Origin of the sequence: Streptococcus parasuis (genome assembly GCF_021654455.1) — a bacterium.
Lineage (GTDB): Bacteria > Bacillota > Bacilli > Lactobacillales > Streptococcaceae > Streptococcus > Streptococcus parasuis.
In genome coordinates, this window is sequence record NZ_AP024276.1 from 1,599,794 (window position 1) to 1,618,332 (window position 18,539).

Consider the following 18,539-nt stretch of genomic DNA (forward strand, 5'->3'; position numbering starts at 1 on the left):
TACTAGTATACCATATTTCCCAACAAAAAAATCAGCCCAAGGACTGATTCTCTATTGTTTCAAAACGAGCTTTCCGTGACACTTTCCACACCGGTATTTCTTTAGATCAAGGCGGCGCTTGCGCTGGTAGGTTTGGGCACAGGACTGACAGATATAAAGCAGACCAGGCTTGGTAGCTTGTTCCAGTTTAGGGGCATAGCGCAGGCCGTCCACCGTAGCCAGCAGTTTCTTGAAATCCCAGTCTCCGTGCCGATAGCCCTTCTTCTCATAGTAAAGATGGTAATGACAGAGCTCATGGCGGACAATCTTTCTAAAAACTTCCAACCCTTGCTCCTCCAGATGTTTGGGATTAAAATCCAAGTGGCCATCCTTTGGGAAGAAACGACCACCTGTCGACTGCAATCGGCTATTCCAAAGAGCAACATGCCGAAATTCCTTACCGAAGTCCTCTACAGATACCTGCTGAACATACTCAGTGAGATTCACGGGGAGCCACCAAGGTCAAATTAACCTTCTCACGTTGCTGATCAAGTTTATGAACCCAAACTGTCACCAAGTCACCAACAGATACAACTTGACTTGGATGCTTGATGAAATTCTTACTCATGTTTGATATATGAATCAGCCCATCTTCGTGAATACCAATGTCCACAAAAGCACCAAAGTCTACCACATTCCGGACCACACCTTCCAACTTCTGACCAATTTGCAAATCCTTAAAATCGAGAACATCTTGACGAAGAACTGGCGCTGCAAATTCATCACGCAAATCACGCCCTGGCTTAAGCAAGTCAGCGATAATATCTTTCAACGTTTCCTGACCGACACCAATTTCCCCTGCCATCTCTGCTATAGAAATTTGTTTTAATTTTTCCTGCGCAGCAACATCTAAGTGGTCAATTTCTAGCAGTTTCAACAAGGTCTCTACAGCCTTATATGACTCTGGATGCACACCAGTATTGTCCAAAAAGTTTGTTCCATCAGGAATACGCAAGAAACCAGCCGCCTGTTCAAAAGCCTTTTCTCCCAAGCGAGGAACTTTTTTAAGCTGTTGACGAGAAGTCAGAGCACCATTTTCTTCACGATACTTGACAATGTTTTCTGAAATAGTTTTATTGAGGCCAGCCACATGCGAAAGGAGGGCAGGACTTGCAGTATTGACATTGACCCCGACCTGGTTAACAACTGTATCAACGACAAAATCTAGACTGTCAGACAAAAGTTTTTGATTGACATCATGTTGATACTGTCCAACACCAATCGATTTTGGATCAATTTTAACCAACTCAGCCAACGGGTCTTGCAGACGGCGTGCGATGGAAATAGCAGAGCGTTTTTCTACCGTTAGGTCTGGAAATTCAGTTCGAGCCAGTTCAGATGCGGAGTAGACAGAAGCTCCACTCTCATTTACAATCACGTAAGAAACCGTCGGAAAATCTTTCAACAAATCAGCAACGAAGGCTTCCGATTCTCGGCTAGCCGTCCCATTCCCGATAGCAATAATTTCCACCTGGTATTGACCAATTAAGTTGGCCAACTCTTCCTTTGCCTGAGCAATCTGGGCCTGAGAAGCTGGCTTGACTGGATGAATCACTTGTGTCGTCAGTAGCTTACCAGTCTGATCTACGACAGCTAACTTAGCACCAGTACGAAAGGCAGGGTCGAAACCCAAGACCATTTTTCCTTTTAATGGTGGAACGAGAAGCAAGTTCCGAAGATTGTCTGAAAAGAGAGCAATCGCCCCTTCTTCTGCACTTTCTGTCAACTCTGTCCGAACGCGACGCTCCATTGCTGGGATAATTTTTTTCTTAACTGCCTGATTGATTGCATCTGCTATATAAGCATTTTTCTGCGGAAAACGAACTTCAAAGAAACGAATTATCTTATCCAAATTGTGTTCAAAATGAACTTTAAGAACGCCCACTTTTTCTCCACGATTCAAAGCTAAGGTACGATAACCCTGCATTTTCGCAACTTTTTCAGAAAAATCGTAATACATTTGGAACACAAACTTTTCATCAGCAGCTTGGTCTTTTAATTCAGAATAGAGACTCGAATTTGTTTGAATTTCATGATAGGTCCATGCACGGAGCTTTGGATCTTCCGAAATGGCTTCTACAAGAATATCAACCGCACCTACAAGACAAGCTTCAGCCGTATCAAAACCTTCACAAACAAAATGAGCTGCTTGATTTTCCAGATCTGCTACGTTCTGTAAAATAAGACGTGCTAGTGGGAATAATCCAGCTTCACGAGCTATTGTAGCCTTTGTGCGACGTTTTTCTTTATAAGGTAAATACAGTTCTTCCACATCCGCTAACTTTTCTGCTTCTTCAATCGCTTGACGGAGCTGATCGGTTAATTTCCCTTGTTCTTCAATCTTTGCTAGAACTGTTGCTTTACGTTCTGCCAGAGCTGTTAATGCCTTGTCACGATCAATAATCGATTTGATGACCACTTCGTCGAGGTTTCCTGTTGCTTCCTTACGATAGCGGGCAATAAAAGGAATGGTATTTCCCTCTGCAGTGAGCGTCAAGACTGTATCAATTTGTTTTAAACTAACACCCAATTCTTGGGCAATTTTCAAATATTTTTCTTCCATAAACACTATTATAGCACGAAATCGGCCTTGGTTGACAACAGAAAAAAGGAGCTTTAAAATTCTCTTTTACCTCAGGTTTATGACACCTACTAGAAATTTTGGGGGGAATTTTTTTTGAATGGATTCGTGTCTAATTCTTGAAAACCATACCATATTTTTATACAATGAGAACGTTAGAAAAAGAGAGGAGCATTATGTTGATTGTATTAGCCGGAACGATTGGAGCAGGAAAAAGCTCATTAGCTACAGCTCTCGGAGAACATCTTGGAACCGATGTTTTTTATGAAGCCGTTGATCAAAATCCTGTTTTGGACTTGTACTACCAAGATCCTGAGAAGTACGCATTTTTATTACAGATATATTTTTTAAACAAACGATTCCAATCCATTAAAGAGGCCTACCGAGCAGATAATAATATTCTAGATCGTTCTATTTTTGAGGATGAGTTGTTTCTAACTCTTAATTATCAAAATGGTAATGTCACAAAAATGGAGCTAGAAATCTATAAAGAATTATTAGCAAATATGCTAGAGGAACTAGAAGGGATGCCTAAGAAATCTCCAGATTTATTGGTTTACATCGATGTATCTCTTGAAACCATGTTGAGTCGAATCCAGCTGCGTGGTCGCTCCTATGAACAGGTAACGGCAAATCCTGAACTTCTTGAGTATTATAAACAGGTCCATTCTGCCTATCCAAGTTGGTATCAAGATTATAAATCTTCTCCTAAAATCCGAATTGATGGAAATCAGTTCGATTTTGTAAACAATCCAGAAGATTTAGAAACTGTGCTTATGACTATTGATCATGAATTAAACCGATTGGGGCTTTTAGAAAAATAATTCTCTAAATAGAAAACAATCCAAGCAATCATAGCTCGGATTGTTTTTTATTATAAGCGTGTGTATCCTGGAATACGTTTCATCACTGATTCAATAACAACTGCCCCAATTAACAGGGATAACAATTCACCTAAACCTGTTGTTAGCCAAGTCAAGAAGAACGGTGCTTGATACATGATGTTTAGTTCTAATGCAATAGTAAACATCGTTGCAGCAAAGAAAAATGAAAAATAGAAAAATGCTTTGTTCATCCAGCCATTAAAAAGATATTCTTTTTTATAGCGTTCAAACAAAAGGACACCGATACTTACAAAGAGTAAGGTAGAGAGTCCACCAACCAGTAGATCTACAACCCCATATACCATCAGATTGGAAATCATACATCCAATCGTCACAGCAAGAATATATTTTTTATGATAAAAACCTAAAAAATTCAACATTTCTGAAATTCGGAACTGTACAGCACCAAACGAAATGGCATTTAAAGGTGGGGTAACAGTTAGTGCAATATAAATTGCAGCAACAAGAGCAACTTCCGCCAAATCACGGGCGGACCATTTAGATGTATTCATCCTGATTCTCCTTTAGCAAAATGCTTGTAATATGCTTGGGTAAAGTGAGTAAGCCCCAAGGGTTGTTGCACATAACTGTCAACAACGTTGATAAGTATAGCATATTTTATTAAAAAATGATAGACTTGACGTATGAAAAATATTATGAAAAAAACATTCCAGAACGAAGTTATCCTTTATTTAATATTTGGTGTTGCTACAACCTTAGTGTATATGGTCGCCCGAATCCTATTATTTGCCTTTCTCAATCAAGTGGTCGTCGTTGCTTTTCTTGCCAATGTTATCGCCATATTGTTTGCATTTATTACAAATGACCAAATCGTCTTTCGGCAAGAATCTAGAGGATGGGAGAAAAGACTTCTTAAGTTTGTATCTGCCAGACTTGTTACTATGGGACTAGATATGCTTCTGGCATTTCTCTTAGTACAGGCTTTCCCAGGTATTATCGGTCAATTTGTAAACAATGACCTTTCCCTTGTCAATGCCATCGCAACACTCTTCTCACAAGTCTTAGTGATTGTACTCAATTATATTTTGAGTAAACTGTTTGTATTTAATAGTAAGAAATGAAGAAAAGAATATGCGACTGTCAAACTCCCTATAAAAAACGAGTACCCTCCAACTAGGGGTTACTCGTTTTTTTTATATTTTGCTTTAGCTCGCTTAAAGATTGAAACAATATCTCCGTCTCTTGACTGGATATCACCTAATTTTAATTTATGAACACTTGCATTAACGACTGCACCTATGATTAGAATCTGAGCCATAAAAATAAACCAGACCATAAATACAAGAAATATTACTGCTGTTGCCGAACGAAAATCTAATAATTTATTTGCATAGTTATCCAAATATAGCGAAAACAACTTCCCAGTTGTTGCCATAATAAATAGAACAAAACCAGCCCCAGGGAAAACATACCAAATTTTAGGTATTCGAACATTTGGCAAAAAATAATAGAACATAATCAGTGCCGCAAACAGTGCTAGGTAGGCAATCGGTTGTGTTTGTCCTAAAAAAATATCCAACCAACCATTTTCAAGATTAAAATATTTATCTAAATAAGAAAAAATGGCTTGACCAAATGTCACACTCGCTATGCTCAATCCTATGATTATTTGCAAACCAATCCCCAAAAAGATACCTACTAGCCGACCAACAATGACATCACGATGATTTTCCATACCATATGCCTTGTTAACAGCCTTTTGTAAAATCATCATACTATTTGAAAGGGTCCATAAAGTCGTAAGAATAGCAATACCTAACCAAGAACTTGAGGGTTTAGTTAGAATATTGGTCACAAAATTTGAAACAGTCGGATAGATTTTTTCAGGAATAAATTCTGCTAATACTGATAGAATCGCATCAACATCAAAAGGAAAATAAGGCAATAAATTGGCTAAGGTTAACAGAATCGGAAAAATGGAAATCAGAAGATAATAAGCTACCGCCACACTCGTTATCTCAATTTCCGCCGATTTATAATAGGAAAAAAAGGTTGAAAAGAATGTTTTCAGTCCTTCTAGTTTTTTGACTTTCCTCATTCATTCAACCTCATACTTCCTTCTATAATTGATTTATACTCAATGAAAATCAAAATAAGACTTGCTCCAAAGGTTCCCTGAACCTTTGGAGGTTGGAAATAGGCGAACGTAGTTCGTTTCGCTCTGATGCAGACAGAACCCTGTTACTATTGAATTTCAAGGTAACAGGCTGAAAGGCTACACTGGAGACTTTCACTCATCACATCAAGTCAACAACGTCGGCTTTTGATTTTCAAAGAGTATTAATAAGTTCCTTCTTCACCTTGACTAGTCAAGATAAGTGGACCATCTTTTGTAATCACAAATTGGTGCTCATATTGACAAGACAAACCACCATCAAGTGTTTTATGAGCCCAGCCAGTCTTCATATCTGTATCAATTTCCCAAGTTCCGGTATTAATCATGGGCTCGATTGTCAAGACCATGCCCTCACGCAAACGGAGTCCACGCCCTTTGGTCCCATAATGAGGAACCATTGGCTCTTCATGGAAGGTTGGTCCAACGCCGTGACCCACTAAGTCACGAACAACACCATATCCAAGACTTTCAGCATATTCTTGAATAGCGGCACCAATATCCCCGATACGATTACCAACAACTGCTTGCTCCATCCCACGATACAAACACTCCTTGGTCACGTCCATCAAGTTTTGAACTTCTTCTGAGACTTGACCAACAGCGTACGCCCAGCAGGAATCTGCACATCCACCACGGTAGGTCTGAGTGATTTTCTTCATGGCCTTAACATCATTAAAATTGAGTTTAGACACATCTATAACAGACTTGTCTAGAGGCTCACTAAGAACCATGTCAACTTTCAATAAGTCACCTTCTCTAAGCTTATAGTGACGTGGGAAAGCATGAGCCACCTCATCATTCAATCCACAACAAGTTGCGTATGGATAATCCATCAATTCTCCGTCCACACCAATTTGAAGCGGCAACACATTTTTTTCTTTACACGTTTTACGGACATATTCTTCGACTTCCCACATGTCCACGCCTGGCTTGATTATCTCACGCAAACCGATATGAATACCAGACAGAACTTCCCCGGCTCGGCTCATCGCATCAATTTCACGTTGTGATTTAATTGTAATCATTGATTGTCCTCATACATTTCTAAATTAAAATCTGCCTTCTTCAAGCTAAATTTCAAGTAATTTCTCATTTTATGACTATAACGGTCACTTCCACGATAGTGGTTAATTTGCACAAAGCCAGCTTTTCTAGCCACCCTTTGACTGGCCACATTTTCCTCATGGGTGACAATCGTCAATTCTCTCATGCCAAACTCGTAAAAAGCTAGATAGACTAAAGTCCGCACCGCTTCCGTCATGAGTCCTTGACCCCAGTAGTCTTTTTTTAGGAAATAGCTGAGCTCCGCAGAAAGTTGACGTTCCTCCAACTTCTCAAGACAAAGCGCACCAATCATTCGACCAGAAATTTTATCCACTATTGCCCAATTTCCTAATGGCGAACGGATAAATTTTTCAACCATTGTCGCAACAGCAATCTCTTTGTCCTTTAAAACTGGAAAAATAAATGGAAGATTCTCAGCATGCGAGACTATTGTATAAAAATCCTCACCATCCTCGAAAGAAAATGGTCGCAAAACGAAATGATCCGTTTCAAAACATGCAAATTTAGCTAACTGTATCCAAAGTGTCATAGTGTATCCAAGGGACTGAGAATTGCTACCAGCCCCAAAATATTTCATTTATAAATTCATTACATTCTAAAGATGCAATTCTCTGCTAAATCAACTAGTCCTCAATCAACTGAATGTCTGCACCAAGCTCCGTTAACTTTTCAATAATATTTGAGTACCCACGCAGAATAAACTCAATATTTGTAATTTCTGTTCGACCTTGAGCCATTAGACCAGCAATAACCATCGCCGCACCAGCCCGTAAATCCGTGGCTTTGACTGAGGTACCTGTCAATTGGTTTGGTCCTTCAAAGGCGATGTGATTACTACGTGTTGAAATTTTTGCTCCAAGATTAGCCAATTCCTGCACGTGTCCAACACGTTTTTCATAAATTGTGTCCACGATAGTTCCGGTACCTGTCGCTTTAAGGAGTAAGGGTGTAATAGGTTGTTGCAAGTCTGTCGCAAAACCTGGATAAGGGGAGGTTTTGATATTCACAGCCTTTAATGCTTCTTGTTTTTCAACAAAAATACTGTCTTCAGAGATTGTCATTCGCACACCCATTTCTTGCAGTTTAGCGATGTAACTCTCCAAGTGTTCGTATAGAACATTATCTACAGTAATTCCTTCACCAACTGCAGCAGCTAAGGCGATATAAGTCCCTGCTTCGATACGATCAGGAATAACTTGATGGCGAGTTCCTTTAAGGTGATCTACACCATCTATTGTAATAATATCTGTACCTGCCCCGCGAATACGAGCCCCCATATTATTTAGCAGAGTTGCAACATCAATGATCTCAGGTTCACGTGCTGCATTTTCAATAACAGTACGACCTTTCGCTTTAACAGCAGCTAAAATCGTATTAATCGTCGCACCAACACTGACAACATCCATGAATATATGAGCCCCTTGAATGCGTTGTCCATTGGTTGCTAGGCGCATATATTCACCTTCATAGGTTGTCTCAGCACCCATAGCAGCGAAAGCTTTAAGGTGCAAATCAATCGGACGTGGACCTAGATCGCATCCACCAGGTAAACCAACGACTGCTTTCCCATAACGGCCTAAAAGAGATCCGTAAAAATAATAGGATGCACGCAGACTATTGATTTTCCCAAATGGCATTGGCATATCTTGAACGCCACGTGGATCAATTTCCAAAGTCTCTCCATCTCGCTTGACGGTTGCCCCCATCGTCTCCATGATATCAACTAAGCTATCAACATCCGAAATAGCAGGTACTCCATCCAACACGACAACATCCTCTGCAAGAATAATGGCAGGAATTAAGGCAACGACAGAATTTTTGGCACCACTAACCGTAACAGTCCCTTTCAAGGCCTTCCCACCATTAATTACAATTTTTCTCATACTAACATTCACTTTCTTAGATTGCCCTTTGACCCAACACATCAATAGGTTGATGGTTTTTATCAGAATACGTATAAAAAGGCATACGTTTCATTCTAACACAAAGTCAGTGAAAAAGCTAGTTTTACAGTATTTGAAAACGGACCAGGCATTGGAGCCTGGTCCGATCAACTATTGGATAATTGTTATCATTCATTAAAAAGTTGTTGAATCCTAAATTCAGCATCAAGCAGATAGTTCTCTAATTCCTCACTCGTCAAATAAGGTACTCGACCATAAAAAACATGATCAATGACTTGTGCATCATTACTGTTGAAGAGCCAATCTGAAGTTAGAAATTTCATTGCCTGATCTATCGGTGTCAGACTTCCATCTGCATTTTGTGGTTGCCCTGTAGGAGTAAAGAAAATAGCTTTCTTTGTTGAGAAGAGCTTGCGAGGCTCATCGGATTCAAAACTATAAGCAAATCCGTGCTGAAATACACGGTCTACATAACCCTTCATTATCGCAGGCATACCATTCCACCAACTTGGAAAAATATAAACAAGCAAATCACTCTCTGCGATCAGATCCATTTCTGTTTGGGCATCTGGCGGAAAACTAGTTGCTTCTCGTACAAATTTTCCATTTTCAATGTGAATAGTATCTTCTCCTCGAAGAACTGGATTAAAACCCAATTCATACAAATCTCGGACAATTACTTCTGCTCCATTTGCTAACAAAGCCTCTGTTACTCTATGAACGAGGGCGTGGGTAAAACTTTCTTTTCTCGGATGTGCAAAAACAAGTAATGCTTTCATAAATTTCCTTATTCAAACAATAAATATGTACCTACAAAACAGCTGCTTTCAACTCTTCTACCTTATCCAATTTCTCCCATGGAACATCAATATCCGTACGTCCCATGTGACCATAGGCTGCAGTTTGTTTATAAATTGGACGTTTTAGGTCAAGCATTTGAATAATACCAGCTGGGCGCAAGTCGAAAATCTGACGAACAGCTGCTTCTAATTTACTCTCAGCTACTGTACCAGTACCAAATGTATCGATGCGAACTGAAACTGGGTGAGCAACACCGATAGCGTAGGCCAATTGAACCTCAGCCTTTTTAGCCAAACCAGCTGCTACGATATTTTTAGCGATGTAACGCGCTGCATAAGATGCAGAACGGTCCACTTTGGTCGCATCCTTACCAGAGAAGGCGCCACCTCCGTGGCGAGAGTAACCACCATAGGTATCAACGATAATCTTACGACCTGTCAGACCAGAGTCACCTTGAGGTCCACCAATAACAAAGCGACCGGTTGGATTGATAAAGTATTGTGTTTGGTCATCCAAATATTGAGCTGGAATGATTTCCTTGATCACACGTTCAATGACATCCTGACGAATTTGCTCCTGGCTAACTTCTGGATCATGCTGGGTCGAAATAACGACTGTATCCACACGAACAGGTTGATTGTCTTCATCGTATTCAACTGTTACCTGTGACTTAGCATCTGGACGGAGATAAGCAATTTCACCAGATTTTCTCAACTCGGCCAAACGACGCACCAATTTGTGACTAAGTGAAATTGGCAATGGCATAAGTTCAGGAGTTTCATCAACCGCAAAACCAAACATGAGCCCCTGGTCACCTGCACCAATTAAATCTAATGGATCTAGACTAGCATCTTGACGAGCCTCCAAGGCTTCATTAACACCTTGCGCAATATCTGGAGACTGCTCTACAAGTGAAGGATGAACTCCTACTGATTCTGCAGCGAAACCGTATTCCCCTTTGGTGTAGCCAATCTCCGCAATCGTATCACGTACTACACGATTAATATCTACATAGGCAGTGGTAGAAATTTCTCCAAACACATGAACACTACCAGTGTAAACAGCCGTCTCAGCCGCCACGTGCGCCTCAGGATCTTGTGCTAAAATAGCATCCAAAATCGCATCTGAAATCTGGTCTGCAATCTTATCCGGATGACCCTCCGAAACAGATTCAGACGTAAACAATTTACGTTCTGACATAAAAATGTCCCCCTTAAAATAAATTGTTATCAAGGTTACAAAGAACTAGTCTCCGACTAGTTCTTTGCGAAAGACTTTTGTCTTGAGCAAAGGAAAATTTCCAGATACATAACGAGAAAGCAATAATTTCCAATTATGTCTGCGAAAATTAACTAGTCTGATAACTACCTTTTCGGGACTTAATAACGTTTCTAGTATATCATAGTTCTTCCAGTATGTGCAGTTCTTTATTGAAAAATAAAAAAGAAGTTACCATACTCTGATAACTTCCTCCTTTTTTAAAATAGCAAGTAATAACTAGTCTCCGACTAGTTCTTTGCGAAAGACTTTTGTCTTGAGCAAAGGAAAATTTCCAGATACATAACGAGAAAGCAATAACTTACAAGTATATATACGAAAATTAACTAGTCTGATAACTACCTTTTCGGAACTTAATAACGTTTCTAGTATAGCATATATTCAGTATCTATCCTAGCATTTTCTAAAAAATAAAGAGGTGATTGTACAAACAACCACCATAAAGTCTAAATAAACTCTGCATCAGCAATCGCCTGTTTCACCACCTCTAACGGTAGATGAACAAGCTCACACCCTTTTTCATTATATAAATACCGCGCATAGTCATCCATACGGTATTCATTAATGTAGACCACCCGCTTGCAACCTACTTGAAGCAATTGTTTGGAACAGTTGAGACATGGAAAATGAGTCACATAGGCAGTAAAACCTTTTGGAATCCCCCGCTCCGCTCCTTGTAAAATAGCATTAACTTCCGCATGCAAGGTCCTAGCACAATGACCATCAATCATGAGACATTCCTGATCCAAACAATGTTCAGTTCCTGAAACAGACCCATTATAGCCTGTTGCGATAACCTTATTGTCCTTAACCAAAACTGCACCGACCTTGGCTCTCTTACAGGTCGCCCGATTTGCAATCAAAAGTGCTTGTGCCGCAAAATACTCATCCCAAGCTAAACGATTTGTTGACATAAGACCTCCTAATCCACCATTCCATAAATTTCAGCTAAATCTTGGGCTGTAATGATACCAATGACATCCTCAGGAGAATCTATTTTCCCACTCTTTTGACGACTCACAAGAATGGTCGTACGCTTACGGCCCTCAAAATAATTAATCACTCGATAAAGTGTTTCTGAGGAAGGGAGAACGATAACCTGAATGCTATCTTCTTCAAAAACAAGAACATCTGCTAAACTAGCTTCCACCAATTTCTCACGAATAGAACCAGCCTCTTTACTGGCTTTGGCTAACCAATTGGTCAGGCCCTTGTCAGAAACCAAACCTTGATAGGCTCTTCCCGAAAAAATCGGAAACTTAGAAAAATGCTGACGATCTACAATTTCTAAAGCCTTTATTAATTTATCCTGACCATCAAAAACAATTGGTTTGATTTTTTGTGTCCTTTGTAGATAACGAGCAATGGTAACTGGCTCTTGGTATTGGGAAATAACTTTTTCCAACACATCAATCAATTCTTGTGACGGCTGAGCCACCTCTTTCAGTCCTGTTCGTTTTTCATGAACCATTAAATTCCGTAACTGACGGGCAACATACAGTTTGTCCCAGTTTGCCTCAATGGGATTATGGAGGCTTAGTTCTTTAGCTTTTGTTAACATCGAACCAACGTCCGCATAGTCTCCATCTGCTACACCACAGACCTTCCTTAAAACCTTATCCAGGTCATTAAATAACTCTAAAAAACGGGTTTCATTCATATTAGTCTACCATTGACGATTTCAAATAAGCATCCACCATCCGCTCAGTCGCATCAACTGAATCCAAATGAGTTCGTTCATAAGAGTGACTAGACTCAATGCCTGCTCCCAGTAAGGCATGCTTAACATCTGCACCCGCACGCATAGCAGCCGATGCATCCGAACCATAGTAAGGATAGATATCCAGCTTATATGGAATTGCCTCTCTCTCAGCAAGAGAAACTAAATGCTGACGAAGTTCATAGTGATAAGGACCTGAAGCATCTTTTACACAAATCGAAACCGTGTACTCGTCCGTCTGCTGGTCATCACCCATCGCTCCCATATCCACAGCCAGATACTCCACAACCCGATCTGGTAAACTTGAATTAGCACCATAACCAATCTCTTCGTTATTTGAAAAATAAAAATGAGTGGTATAAGGTAAAACAATCCCATCTTCTTTATAAACCTTCAACAAATGAATCAAAATAGCTGCAGAAACCTTATCATCCAAATGGCGGCTCTTAATAAAACCAGTTTCTGTCACAATTGTTCTTGGATCGAAGGAAATAAAATCACCAACTTCAATCCCCAAGGCACGCACTTCATCAGCAGTGGTCACTTTTTCGTCCAACCGTATTTCCATATTGGTCTGGTTGCGCTCTGCTGTACTAGCATCACGATAGACATGGACAGACGTTTGATGCATAAGGATGGTACCTGTGAAGGTCTTACCATTTTTAGCACAATGTATCAAGCAGTTTTCACCTTCAATGGAAGGATAACCAAAACCACCCACCAAATCCATTTTTAGACGACCATCCGGTTTGATTGCCCGAACCATAGCACCCAATGTATCCAGGTGAGCTGTCAAAATACGGTGCTCCTCATCATTTTTCCCCTGTACCGTTACCAAAACACCACCTTTTGGTGTTTTAGTCGCCTCATAACCGAAACCTTCAACCTCTGATTTGATGTAGTTCATAATATCCGTCGTATAGCCAGTTGGTGACGGAGTTTGAGTCAATGTCACGATGTAATCAAGTGTCTTCATGAAAACCTCCTTATTTGTAATCTATTATATCACGTTTTAAGCGATTTTTTTGCTATAATGAAGTTATGAAAACCTATCAAAAAATCTATCTTCTTTTGAAAGAAAAAGAGGACTACATCAGCGGTGAAGACATGGCTCAGGAGCTAGGCATTTCACGAACATCCATATGGAAGGCTATTCGCCAATTAGAAACCCTCGGTTTAACCATTGAAGCAGCCCGAAACCGTGGCTATAAACTGGCTGAAGGTGACTTACTCTTACCTGAATTGATTGCACAGGAACTTAACCTACCAGTCCATCTCAGTAGAAGCAGTGACTCCACCCAACTGGATGCCAAGCAAGGGATTGAACTAGGACATAGTAGCCCAGCCCTCTACCTTGCACCACACCAAAACAAAGCCAAAGGACGATTCGGTCGACCATTTTACGCCTCAAAATCTGGTGGTATTTATATGTCACTTCGTCTATCGCCCAATGTCCCATTTCTTGCCTTCAAACCCTACACTATATTAGCTGCGGCTGCTGTTGTAAAAGCCATCCAGTCCCTCTGCGACTTGGATGTTCAAATCAAATGGGTCAACGACATCTATCTTGGACGCAAAAAAGTGGCTGGAATATTAACCGAAGCAATCTCTTCGATGGAAAGTCAAACAGTAACTGACGTCATTATCGGTGTCGGCATTAATGTTCATATTGACGATTTCCCAAAAGAACTACACCATACTGCAGGTAACCTTTTTGAGGAACAACCACCCTTTACCCGCAATCAACTCATCATAGCCATCTGGAAAGCTTTTCTTGAAACAGATGAACATGAATTAATCACACTTTACAAAGAAAAATCACTTGTTGTCGGTCAACAAGTGAGCTTTGTAGAAAATCAAATTGAATTTAAAGGTAGAGCAATCGCCGTTACCGATACAGGAAATTTAGTGATTCAACTAGAGAATGGAAAAGCAAAGACAATCTCCAGCGGGGAAATCAGTCTTACTTCCTGGACTGCTTCTCAACCAGTTGAATAAATTTCGTTACTTTATAAGCAAAATGGAGGTTTCGATAGCCAATATAAGCATAAATTCCAGCTATTAAATAATCGCCTGTCAAAATAGAGGCATTCATAAAGTATACTGCTAATATTGTCGTAATGGCTAAAAAAAGAAATTGAGAAAGTTTCATAAGATAGATTATACCAAAAAATCAGTCCTTCGGCTGATTTTTTATATGCTTTCTATGTAAAATTATGGCTCTGCAAAAACAAAAACACCAGAATGTCTGGTGCTTTTGTAAGGAGATTATGAAAAATATTTAGGATTAATCATAGTATAAATCATCCAAACAGATTGCGCATCCGTCCAGAGACCGATATTGCTGTAGAAGTGGTCAAACCAAGCGCTCAATCATTTCGAATTTCAACTGCGTCGGCCAGAAATCCAAATTCTTCTGGAACTGGGCTGTTTTCTGTTTCGATTTCTTGTGTTTTTTGCCCTTTTGCCTTAGCCGAAAATTCTGCTCGAATGCTAATCCAATCCTCTTGAGCAATGGCTAAAATCTGTGGTGAAAAACCAGCTGCCTTGCTGAGAATATTTCCAAACATGGTATTGAGATTGTCACGCTTCATGGTCTGTTCAGCATTCAGCGGGGAATCAAAAGCTAATATGGCATGGTTTTCATTGGCAGCTACAGGTTGTGAACCGACTAGCAAAGCCTGATCTGCTCCAGATAAGCTCTCGATGATTTCCCCCCATGCATTTTGTAAACGCGTCAAATTTTCACGCGCCAAGGCTGGATTTTCCATAGCCTCTTGTAAAATAGCATGAACCTTGCTGGTATCCAATCGGTACTTCTTCGGAGCCTGTGGCTTGCGTGAAACTGGCTTAACAGCACTTGATTGACTAGATAATTGACCTAGTTGTTTCTGCAAATCCGCAACTTGTTCTTGGAGATGAGTAAGTTGGCTGACCAAATCAGCTGGCAGCTCTGCCATTGCCCCAGAAGACGATCCTTCTTCTGCCAGACGAATGGTCATCATCTCCGCATAAATTTTCGGTTGTGGACTAGACTTAATATCTGACAAACCTTTTGTCACCATCTCAATCATCGTAAAAATACGATCCTGAGCCAGAGCTAGATTTTCCGTAAAACCAGCGGTCAAATGGGTATTTTCACCACCCGTCTGCACAATGAGTAGATCCCTCAAATAATGCAAGAGGTCTGTGGCAAAACGACTCATACTCTTTCCTTGATCAAACAAGGTTTGTAGATGTCCAAGTGCTGAGACGCTATCTGCCTGACGGAGACTAGCTACATATTCATCCAAGGCACGTAAGCTGATGGAACCTGTAATTTCCTCCGCAATCTCCACTGTTACCTGCTGATGCTGACTAAGACTCAAAGCCTGGTCCAATATGGACAAGGCATCCCGCATCCCACCTTCTGCCCGACGTGCAATGATGGTCAATGCTTGCTCATCAAAGGCGAGGCCTTCCTTGGTCAATATTTTTGCCAAATGCTCTTGAATATCCGTCACCTTGATGGACTTAAATTCAAATCGCTGCACCCTTGACAGAATAGTAGCAGGAATCTTGTGCAATTCCGTCGTTGCTAGAATAAAGACCACATTCTCCGTCGGTTCTTCTAGGGTTTTCAATAGTGCATTGAAGGCCCCTGTAGACAACATATGAACCTCGTCGATGATATAAACCTTATAGGTTGCAAGACTAGGCGCATAGGTCGATTTATCACGAATATCACGAATCTCATCTACACCATTATTGGAAGCCGCATCAATCTCAATGACATCTTCCAAACTACCTTCCGTAATCGCTTGACAAATATAACAGTCGTTACAAGGTTCACCATCAACCTGATTGGGGCAATTCATAGCCTTGGCAAAAATTTTCGCAGCCGATGTCTTACCCGTTCCACGAGGACCAGAAAAGAGATAGGCATGGCTAATTTTCCCCTGCTCAATAGCTTGCTTGAGCGTGGTTGCAACCACCTCCTGCCCCACCATCTCCCCAAAGGTCTGGCTTCGGTACTTCCTATATAAAGCTTGGTACATTAGCGTTTTTCTCCAAACATAGCAAAATTCCAGTCCGTCTTCTCCACTAAGAGCGCGACGAACTGCTCAAGGTATTCCTGGTCAATGGTATCGTAATCAGCGGCCAACCTAGAATCCAAGTCCAAAACGCCCAATAATTGGTCGTTTTTCACCATTGGCACCACAATTTCCGAAAGAGCTGTCGCATCGCAGGAAATATAATTGTCATGCAAACGAACATCCTCTACGATAATCGTCTGGCGCTTAGAAGCTGACTCACCGCAGACTCCTTTTCCAAGTGCAATATGAACACAGGAAACGCCACCCTGAAAAGGCCCCAAAATCAATTCACTACCATCATACAAGTAAAATCCTGTAAAGACAGAGTTTGGTAGAGCTTGATTAAGTAAGGCAGAAGCATTTGATAAATTGGCTAAAGCATTGGTTTCTCCCTCTAAAAGAGCCTCCAATTGGGCCAACAATAATTGATAGTTTGAAATTTTTTCTTGTTTTGTCATAACATCATTATAGCATAGATAGAGGAACTTTTATAGTTCGAGCAATAAAGAAAAAGGCTTTCGCCTATTTCCACATCCAGTATATCAACAAGGCGTCAATCAAGACACCTACGGCCCAAGCTAGTTGAAAATACTTTTTCTGAGTTTTATGACGAAAATGTGTACCGCCAGCCCAAGCACCTAGACCACCACCAACATAGGTCATCAACAACAAGGTCTTTTCTGAAATTCGGTAAGAACCCTTTCTAGCTTTTCCCTTGTCAAGTCCATAGACCAAAAAAACGACCAGGTTCCAAATCATTAAGAACAATGCAAATCCCTGCTTTACAGACATAATCCCTCCATATCAGTAACATTTATTCCTAACTTTATCACATTTAAAATCGAAGAGCAAGAAAAAAACGACTCAAAAAATGAATCGCTTTTTATAAATTTTGAATCGTGTTTTGTAGCCATTGTAGCTGTGATTGATTGCGTTCAATGGCCCGTGACAGAATTAAATATTGCCCATAAGGAACACATTCACCATCAGTTCCCGAAAAAAGTTCCTCTTTACGTTTTTCAAGATGACGCAAATGCTTTTCAATAACCTGAATCTGATAGGTTAATAATTCGGAAACTCTAGGATCTGAGCGATCTTCAATAAAATACATTTTTAAAGAAAAGATATCTTTTTGGTGAGGTGTAGATTCATTTGGAATGGCAAGCCATTGTTCCAAAACTTCTCGTCCTATTGCAGTCAATTCATACTGCTTTTCTTTTTCGTTTCCTGGAACTGCATGGCAAGTTATCCAACCATCTTGAGTCATCCGTTTAAGTTCAGGGTATACTTGACTGTGAGCTACTTGCCAAAATTCTCCTAAATCTCGTTGAACAAAGTCAGTAATCTCTTTTCCAGTGACCCTACGGTTGCAAGTTGCTACTATTCCTAAAATGATATGGGGTAAAATTCTGTCTTTCGGCATTCTAACCACGCTCTCTTAAAATACTCTCCACCTTTGTATTGATTAAGTCAATGGCAACTACATTTGAAACACCCTCTGGTATCACGATATCCGCATAGCGCTTAGTCGGCTCAATAAACTGGTGGTACATCGGTTTTACAACAGATGTATATTGCTCTATGATACTATCTAAGCTACGGCCACGCTCCTCCATATCACGTTTGATACGGCGGATAATACGAATGTCATCATCAGTATCCACAAATACTTTGATGTCCATTAAATCCCGAAGACGTTTGTCTTCCAGTACTAAAATTCCCTCTACAATAAATACATCCTGAGGTTCTTGACGATAAGTCCTTTCTGACCGTGTATGCTGAGTATAATCATATATCGGAATATCCACTGAACGCCCAGCCAGTAATTCACTCAAATGATAGATCATCAAGTCTGTATCAAAGGCTAGTGGATGGTCATAATTGGTCAATATCCGTTCTTCAAAGGTTAAGTGGGACTGATTTTTATAGTAAGAGTCATGCTCAATCATTGAAATCCGTGCATTTGGAAAGTTATCTAAAATAGCACGAGAGACACTTGTTTTACCTCCACCTGAACCTCCGGTAACGCCAATTATTATTGGTTTTTGAGTCAT

At 40.3% G+C, this 18,539-nt stretch carries 21 protein-coding genes and 1 riboswitch; of the genes, 3 read left to right on the top strand and 18 right to left on the bottom strand.

Translation table 11 applies throughout. The annotated features are described in order from the left end of the window. Positions 1-51: 51 nt before the first annotated feature. Both L6410_RS08015 and L6410_RS08020 read right to left on the bottom strand, forming a co-directional pair. Positions 52-486: a SprT family protein gene (locus L6410_RS08015; RefSeq protein ID WP_237395280.1), complete on the bottom strand. Its 435-nt coding sequence runs from the start codon at positions 484-486 to the stop codon at positions 52-54. Further along, on the bottom strand, positions 473-2,602 hold the full coding sequence (locus L6410_RS08020; RefSeq protein WP_172039070.1) for a Tex family protein: 2,130 nt from the start codon (positions 2,600-2,602) through the stop codon (positions 473-475). The genes L6410_RS08015 and L6410_RS08020 overlap by 14 nt, the downstream gene beginning before the upstream one ends. Positions 2,603-2,796: 194 nt before the next feature. Here L6410_RS08020 and L6410_RS08025 point away from each other — a divergent pair, with 194 nt between their 5' ends. Continuing rightward, positions 2,797-3,444, top strand: a complete 648-nt coding sequence (locus L6410_RS08025; RefSeq protein ID WP_237395281.1) for a deoxynucleoside kinase — start codon at positions 2,797-2,799, stop codon at positions 3,442-3,444. Positions 3,445-3,494: 50 nt separating this feature from the next. Here L6410_RS08025 and L6410_RS08030 read toward each other — a convergent pair whose 3' ends face one another. Further along, positions 3,495-4,016, bottom strand: coding sequence for a QueT transporter family protein (locus tag L6410_RS08030; RefSeq protein ID WP_024392496.1), 522 nt, complete (start codon positions 4,014-4,016; stop codon positions 3,495-3,497). Further along, positions 4,014-4,120: riboswitch (PreQ1 riboswitch) on the bottom strand. Its footprint overlaps the gene before it by 3 nt. A gap of 28 nt (positions 4,121-4,148) precedes the next feature. On the opposite strand from L6410_RS08030, the gene L6410_RS08035 reads away from it, so the two are divergent. Further along, positions 4,149-4,586, top strand: a complete 438-nt coding sequence (locus tag L6410_RS08035; RefSeq protein ID WP_237395282.1) for a GtrA family protein — start codon at positions 4,149-4,151, stop codon at positions 4,584-4,586. 59 nt (positions 4,587-4,645) lie between these two features. Here the strand turns inward: L6410_RS08035 and L6410_RS08040 are convergent, their stop codons facing one another. From L6410_RS08040 to L6410_RS08080, 9 genes are all read right to left on the bottom strand, one after another. Continuing rightward, positions 4,646-5,563, bottom strand: coding sequence for a YihY/virulence factor BrkB family protein (locus tag L6410_RS08040; protein ID WP_237395283.1), 918 nt, complete (start codon positions 5,561-5,563; stop codon positions 4,646-4,648). Positions 5,564-5,805: 242 nt separating this feature from the next. Then, positions 5,806-6,666: a methionyl aminopeptidase gene (locus L6410_RS08045; protein ID WP_024392493.1), complete on the bottom strand. Its 861-nt coding sequence runs from the start codon at positions 6,664-6,666 to the stop codon at positions 5,806-5,808. Beyond that, positions 6,663-7,235 (bottom strand): GNAT family N-acetyltransferase, encoded by a 573-nt coding sequence (locus L6410_RS08050; protein ID WP_172024723.1) that lies wholly within the window; start codon positions 7,233-7,235, stop codon positions 6,663-6,665. Before L6410_RS08050 ends, L6410_RS08045 begins: the two co-directional genes overlap by 4 nt. A 94-nt stretch (positions 7,236-7,329) precedes the next feature. Next, positions 7,330-8,589, bottom strand: a complete 1,260-nt coding sequence (locus L6410_RS08055) for a UDP-N-acetylglucosamine 1-carboxyvinyltransferase (RefSeq protein ID WP_105126176.1) — start codon at positions 8,587-8,589, stop codon at positions 7,330-7,332. Between the two features lie 188 nt (positions 8,590-8,777). Further along, positions 8,778-9,389 (bottom strand): NAD(P)H-dependent oxidoreductase, encoded by a 612-nt coding sequence (locus tag L6410_RS08060; protein ID WP_237395284.1) that lies wholly within the window; start codon positions 9,387-9,389, stop codon positions 8,778-8,780. 31 nt (positions 9,390-9,420) lie between these two features. Continuing rightward, a complete protein-coding gene (gene metK / locus L6410_RS08065) occupies positions 9,421-10,611 on the bottom strand; it encodes a methionine adenosyltransferase (protein ID WP_237395285.1) in 1,191 nt (396 codons plus the stop codon). 524 nt (positions 10,612-11,135) lie between these two features. Next, positions 11,136-11,603 carry a deoxycytidylate deaminase gene (locus tag L6410_RS08070; RefSeq protein ID WP_024403694.1) on the bottom strand — a complete coding sequence of 156 codons (468 nt, stop codon included), beginning with the start codon at positions 11,601-11,603 and terminating at the stop codon, positions 11,136-11,138. An 8-nt stretch (positions 11,604-11,611) separates the two neighbouring features. Continuing rightward, positions 11,612-12,349, bottom strand: coding sequence for a hypothetical protein (locus tag L6410_RS08075; RefSeq protein WP_172041185.1), 738 nt, complete (start codon positions 12,347-12,349; stop codon positions 11,612-11,614). Position 12,350: 1 nt separating this feature from the next. Then, on the bottom strand, positions 12,351-13,385 hold the full coding sequence (locus L6410_RS08080) for a M42 family metallopeptidase (RefSeq protein WP_024396888.1): 1,035 nt from the start codon (positions 13,383-13,385) through the stop codon (positions 12,351-12,353). Positions 13,386-13,450: 65 nt separating this feature from the next. On the opposite strand from L6410_RS08080, the gene birA reads away from it, so the two are divergent. Beyond that, a complete protein-coding gene (gene birA / locus L6410_RS08085) occupies positions 13,451-14,407 on the top strand; it encodes a bifunctional biotin--[acetyl-CoA-carboxylase] ligase/biotin operon repressor BirA (protein ID WP_172041186.1) in 957 nt (318 codons plus the stop codon). On the opposite strand, the gene L6410_RS08090 is transcribed toward birA, so the two are convergent. From L6410_RS08090 to udk, 6 genes are all read right to left on the bottom strand, one after another. Continuing rightward, positions 14,373-14,561, bottom strand: coding sequence for a DUF3272 family protein (locus L6410_RS08090; protein WP_024392484.1), 189 nt, complete (start codon positions 14,559-14,561; stop codon positions 14,373-14,375). The genes birA and L6410_RS08090 overlap by 35 nt on opposite strands. A 217-nt stretch (positions 14,562-14,778) precedes the next feature. Then, positions 14,779-16,446 carry a DNA polymerase III subunit gamma/tau gene (gene dnaX / locus L6410_RS08095; RefSeq protein WP_237395286.1) on the bottom strand — a complete coding sequence of 556 codons (1,668 nt, stop codon included), beginning with the start codon at positions 16,444-16,446 and terminating at the stop codon, positions 14,779-14,781. Beyond that, a complete protein-coding gene (locus L6410_RS08100) occupies positions 16,446-16,943 on the bottom strand; it encodes a GAF domain-containing protein (RefSeq protein ID WP_024396891.1) in 498 nt (165 codons plus the stop codon). Before L6410_RS08100 ends, dnaX begins: the two co-directional genes overlap by 1 nt. A 64-nt stretch (positions 16,944-17,007) precedes the next feature. Further along, positions 17,008-17,277 (bottom strand): DUF1294 domain-containing protein, encoded by a 270-nt coding sequence (locus L6410_RS08105; RefSeq protein ID WP_024403699.1) that lies wholly within the window; start codon positions 17,275-17,277, stop codon positions 17,008-17,010. A gap of 91 nt (positions 17,278-17,368) precedes the next feature. Then, a complete protein-coding gene (locus L6410_RS08110) occupies positions 17,369-17,908 on the bottom strand; it encodes a PadR family transcriptional regulator (RefSeq protein WP_024392480.1) in 540 nt (179 codons plus the stop codon). A 1-nt stretch (position 17,909) separates the two neighbouring features. Next, a complete protein-coding gene (gene udk, locus L6410_RS08115; RefSeq protein ID WP_024392479.1) occupies positions 17,910-18,539 on the bottom strand; it encodes a uridine kinase in 630 nt (209 codons plus the stop codon).

What these genes read in the sequence shown, in the direction of transcription:
- L6410_RS08050 (WP_172024723.1), bottom strand. Translation starts at nt 7,235, where the DNA reads ATGACACTTTGGATACAGTTAGCTAAATTTGCATGTTTTGAAACGGAT.
- L6410_RS08035 (WP_237395282.1), top strand. Translation starts at nt 4,149, where the DNA reads ATGAAAAATATTATGAAAAAAACATTCCAGAACGAAGTTATCCTTTAT.
- L6410_RS08110 (WP_024392480.1), bottom strand. Translation starts at nt 17,908, where the DNA reads ATGCCGAAAGACAGAATTTTACCCCATATCATTTTAGGAATAGTAGCA.
- L6410_RS08020 (WP_172039070.1), bottom strand. Translation starts at nt 2,602, where the DNA reads ATGGAAGAAAAATATTTGAAAATTGCCCAAGAATTGGGTGTTAGTTTA.
- metK (WP_237395285.1), bottom strand. Translation starts at nt 10,611, where the DNA reads ATGTCAGAACGTAAATTGTTTACGTCTGAATCTGTTTCGGAGGGTCAT.
- udk (WP_024392479.1), bottom strand. Translation starts at nt 18,539, where the DNA reads ATGACTCAAAAACCAATAATAATTGGCGTTACCGGAGGTTCAGGTGGA.
- L6410_RS08075 (WP_172041185.1), bottom strand. Translation starts at nt 12,349, where the DNA reads ATGAATGAAACCCGTTTTTTAGAGTTATTTAATGACCTGGATAAGGTT.
- L6410_RS08090 (WP_024392484.1), bottom strand. Translation starts at nt 14,561, where the DNA reads ATGAAACTTTCTCAATTTCTTTTTTTAGCCATTACGACAATATTAGCA.
- L6410_RS08045 (WP_024392493.1), bottom strand. Translation starts at nt 6,666, where the DNA reads ATGATTACAATTAAATCACAACGTGAAATTGATGCGATGAGCCGAGCC.
- L6410_RS08030 (WP_024392496.1), bottom strand. Translation starts at nt 4,016, where the DNA reads ATGAATACATCTAAATGGTCCGCCCGTGATTTGGCGGAAGTTGCTCTT.
- L6410_RS08040 (WP_237395283.1), bottom strand. Translation starts at nt 5,563, where the DNA reads ATGAGGAAAGTCAAAAAACTAGAAGGACTGAAAACATTCTTTTCAACC.
- L6410_RS08025 (WP_237395281.1), top strand. Translation starts at nt 2,797, where the DNA reads ATGTTGATTGTATTAGCCGGAACGATTGGAGCAGGAAAAAGCTCATTA.
- L6410_RS08055 (WP_105126176.1), bottom strand. Translation starts at nt 8,589, where the DNA reads ATGAGAAAAATTGTAATTAATGGTGGGAAGGCCTTGAAAGGGACTGTT.
- L6410_RS08060 (WP_237395284.1), bottom strand. Translation starts at nt 9,389, where the DNA reads ATGAAAGCATTACTTGTTTTTGCACATCCGAGAAAAGAAAGTTTTACC.
- L6410_RS08100 (WP_024396891.1), bottom strand. Translation starts at nt 16,943, where the DNA reads ATGACAAAACAAGAAAAAATTTCAAACTATCAATTATTGTTGGCCCAA.
- L6410_RS08080 (WP_024396888.1), bottom strand. Translation starts at nt 13,385, where the DNA reads ATGAAGACACTTGATTACATCGTGACATTGACTCAAACTCCGTCACCA.
- L6410_RS08105 (WP_024403699.1), bottom strand. Translation starts at nt 17,277, where the DNA reads ATGTCTGTAAAGCAGGGATTTGCATTGTTCTTAATGATTTGGAACCTG.
- birA (WP_172041186.1), top strand. Translation starts at nt 13,451, where the DNA reads ATGAAAACCTATCAAAAAATCTATCTTCTTTTGAAAGAAAAAGAGGAC.
- L6410_RS08070 (WP_024403694.1), bottom strand. Translation starts at nt 11,603, where the DNA reads ATGTCAACAAATCGTTTAGCTTGGGATGAGTATTTTGCGGCACAAGCA.
- dnaX (WP_237395286.1), bottom strand. Translation starts at nt 16,446, where the DNA reads ATGTACCAAGCTTTATATAGGAAGTACCGAAGCCAGACCTTTGGGGAG.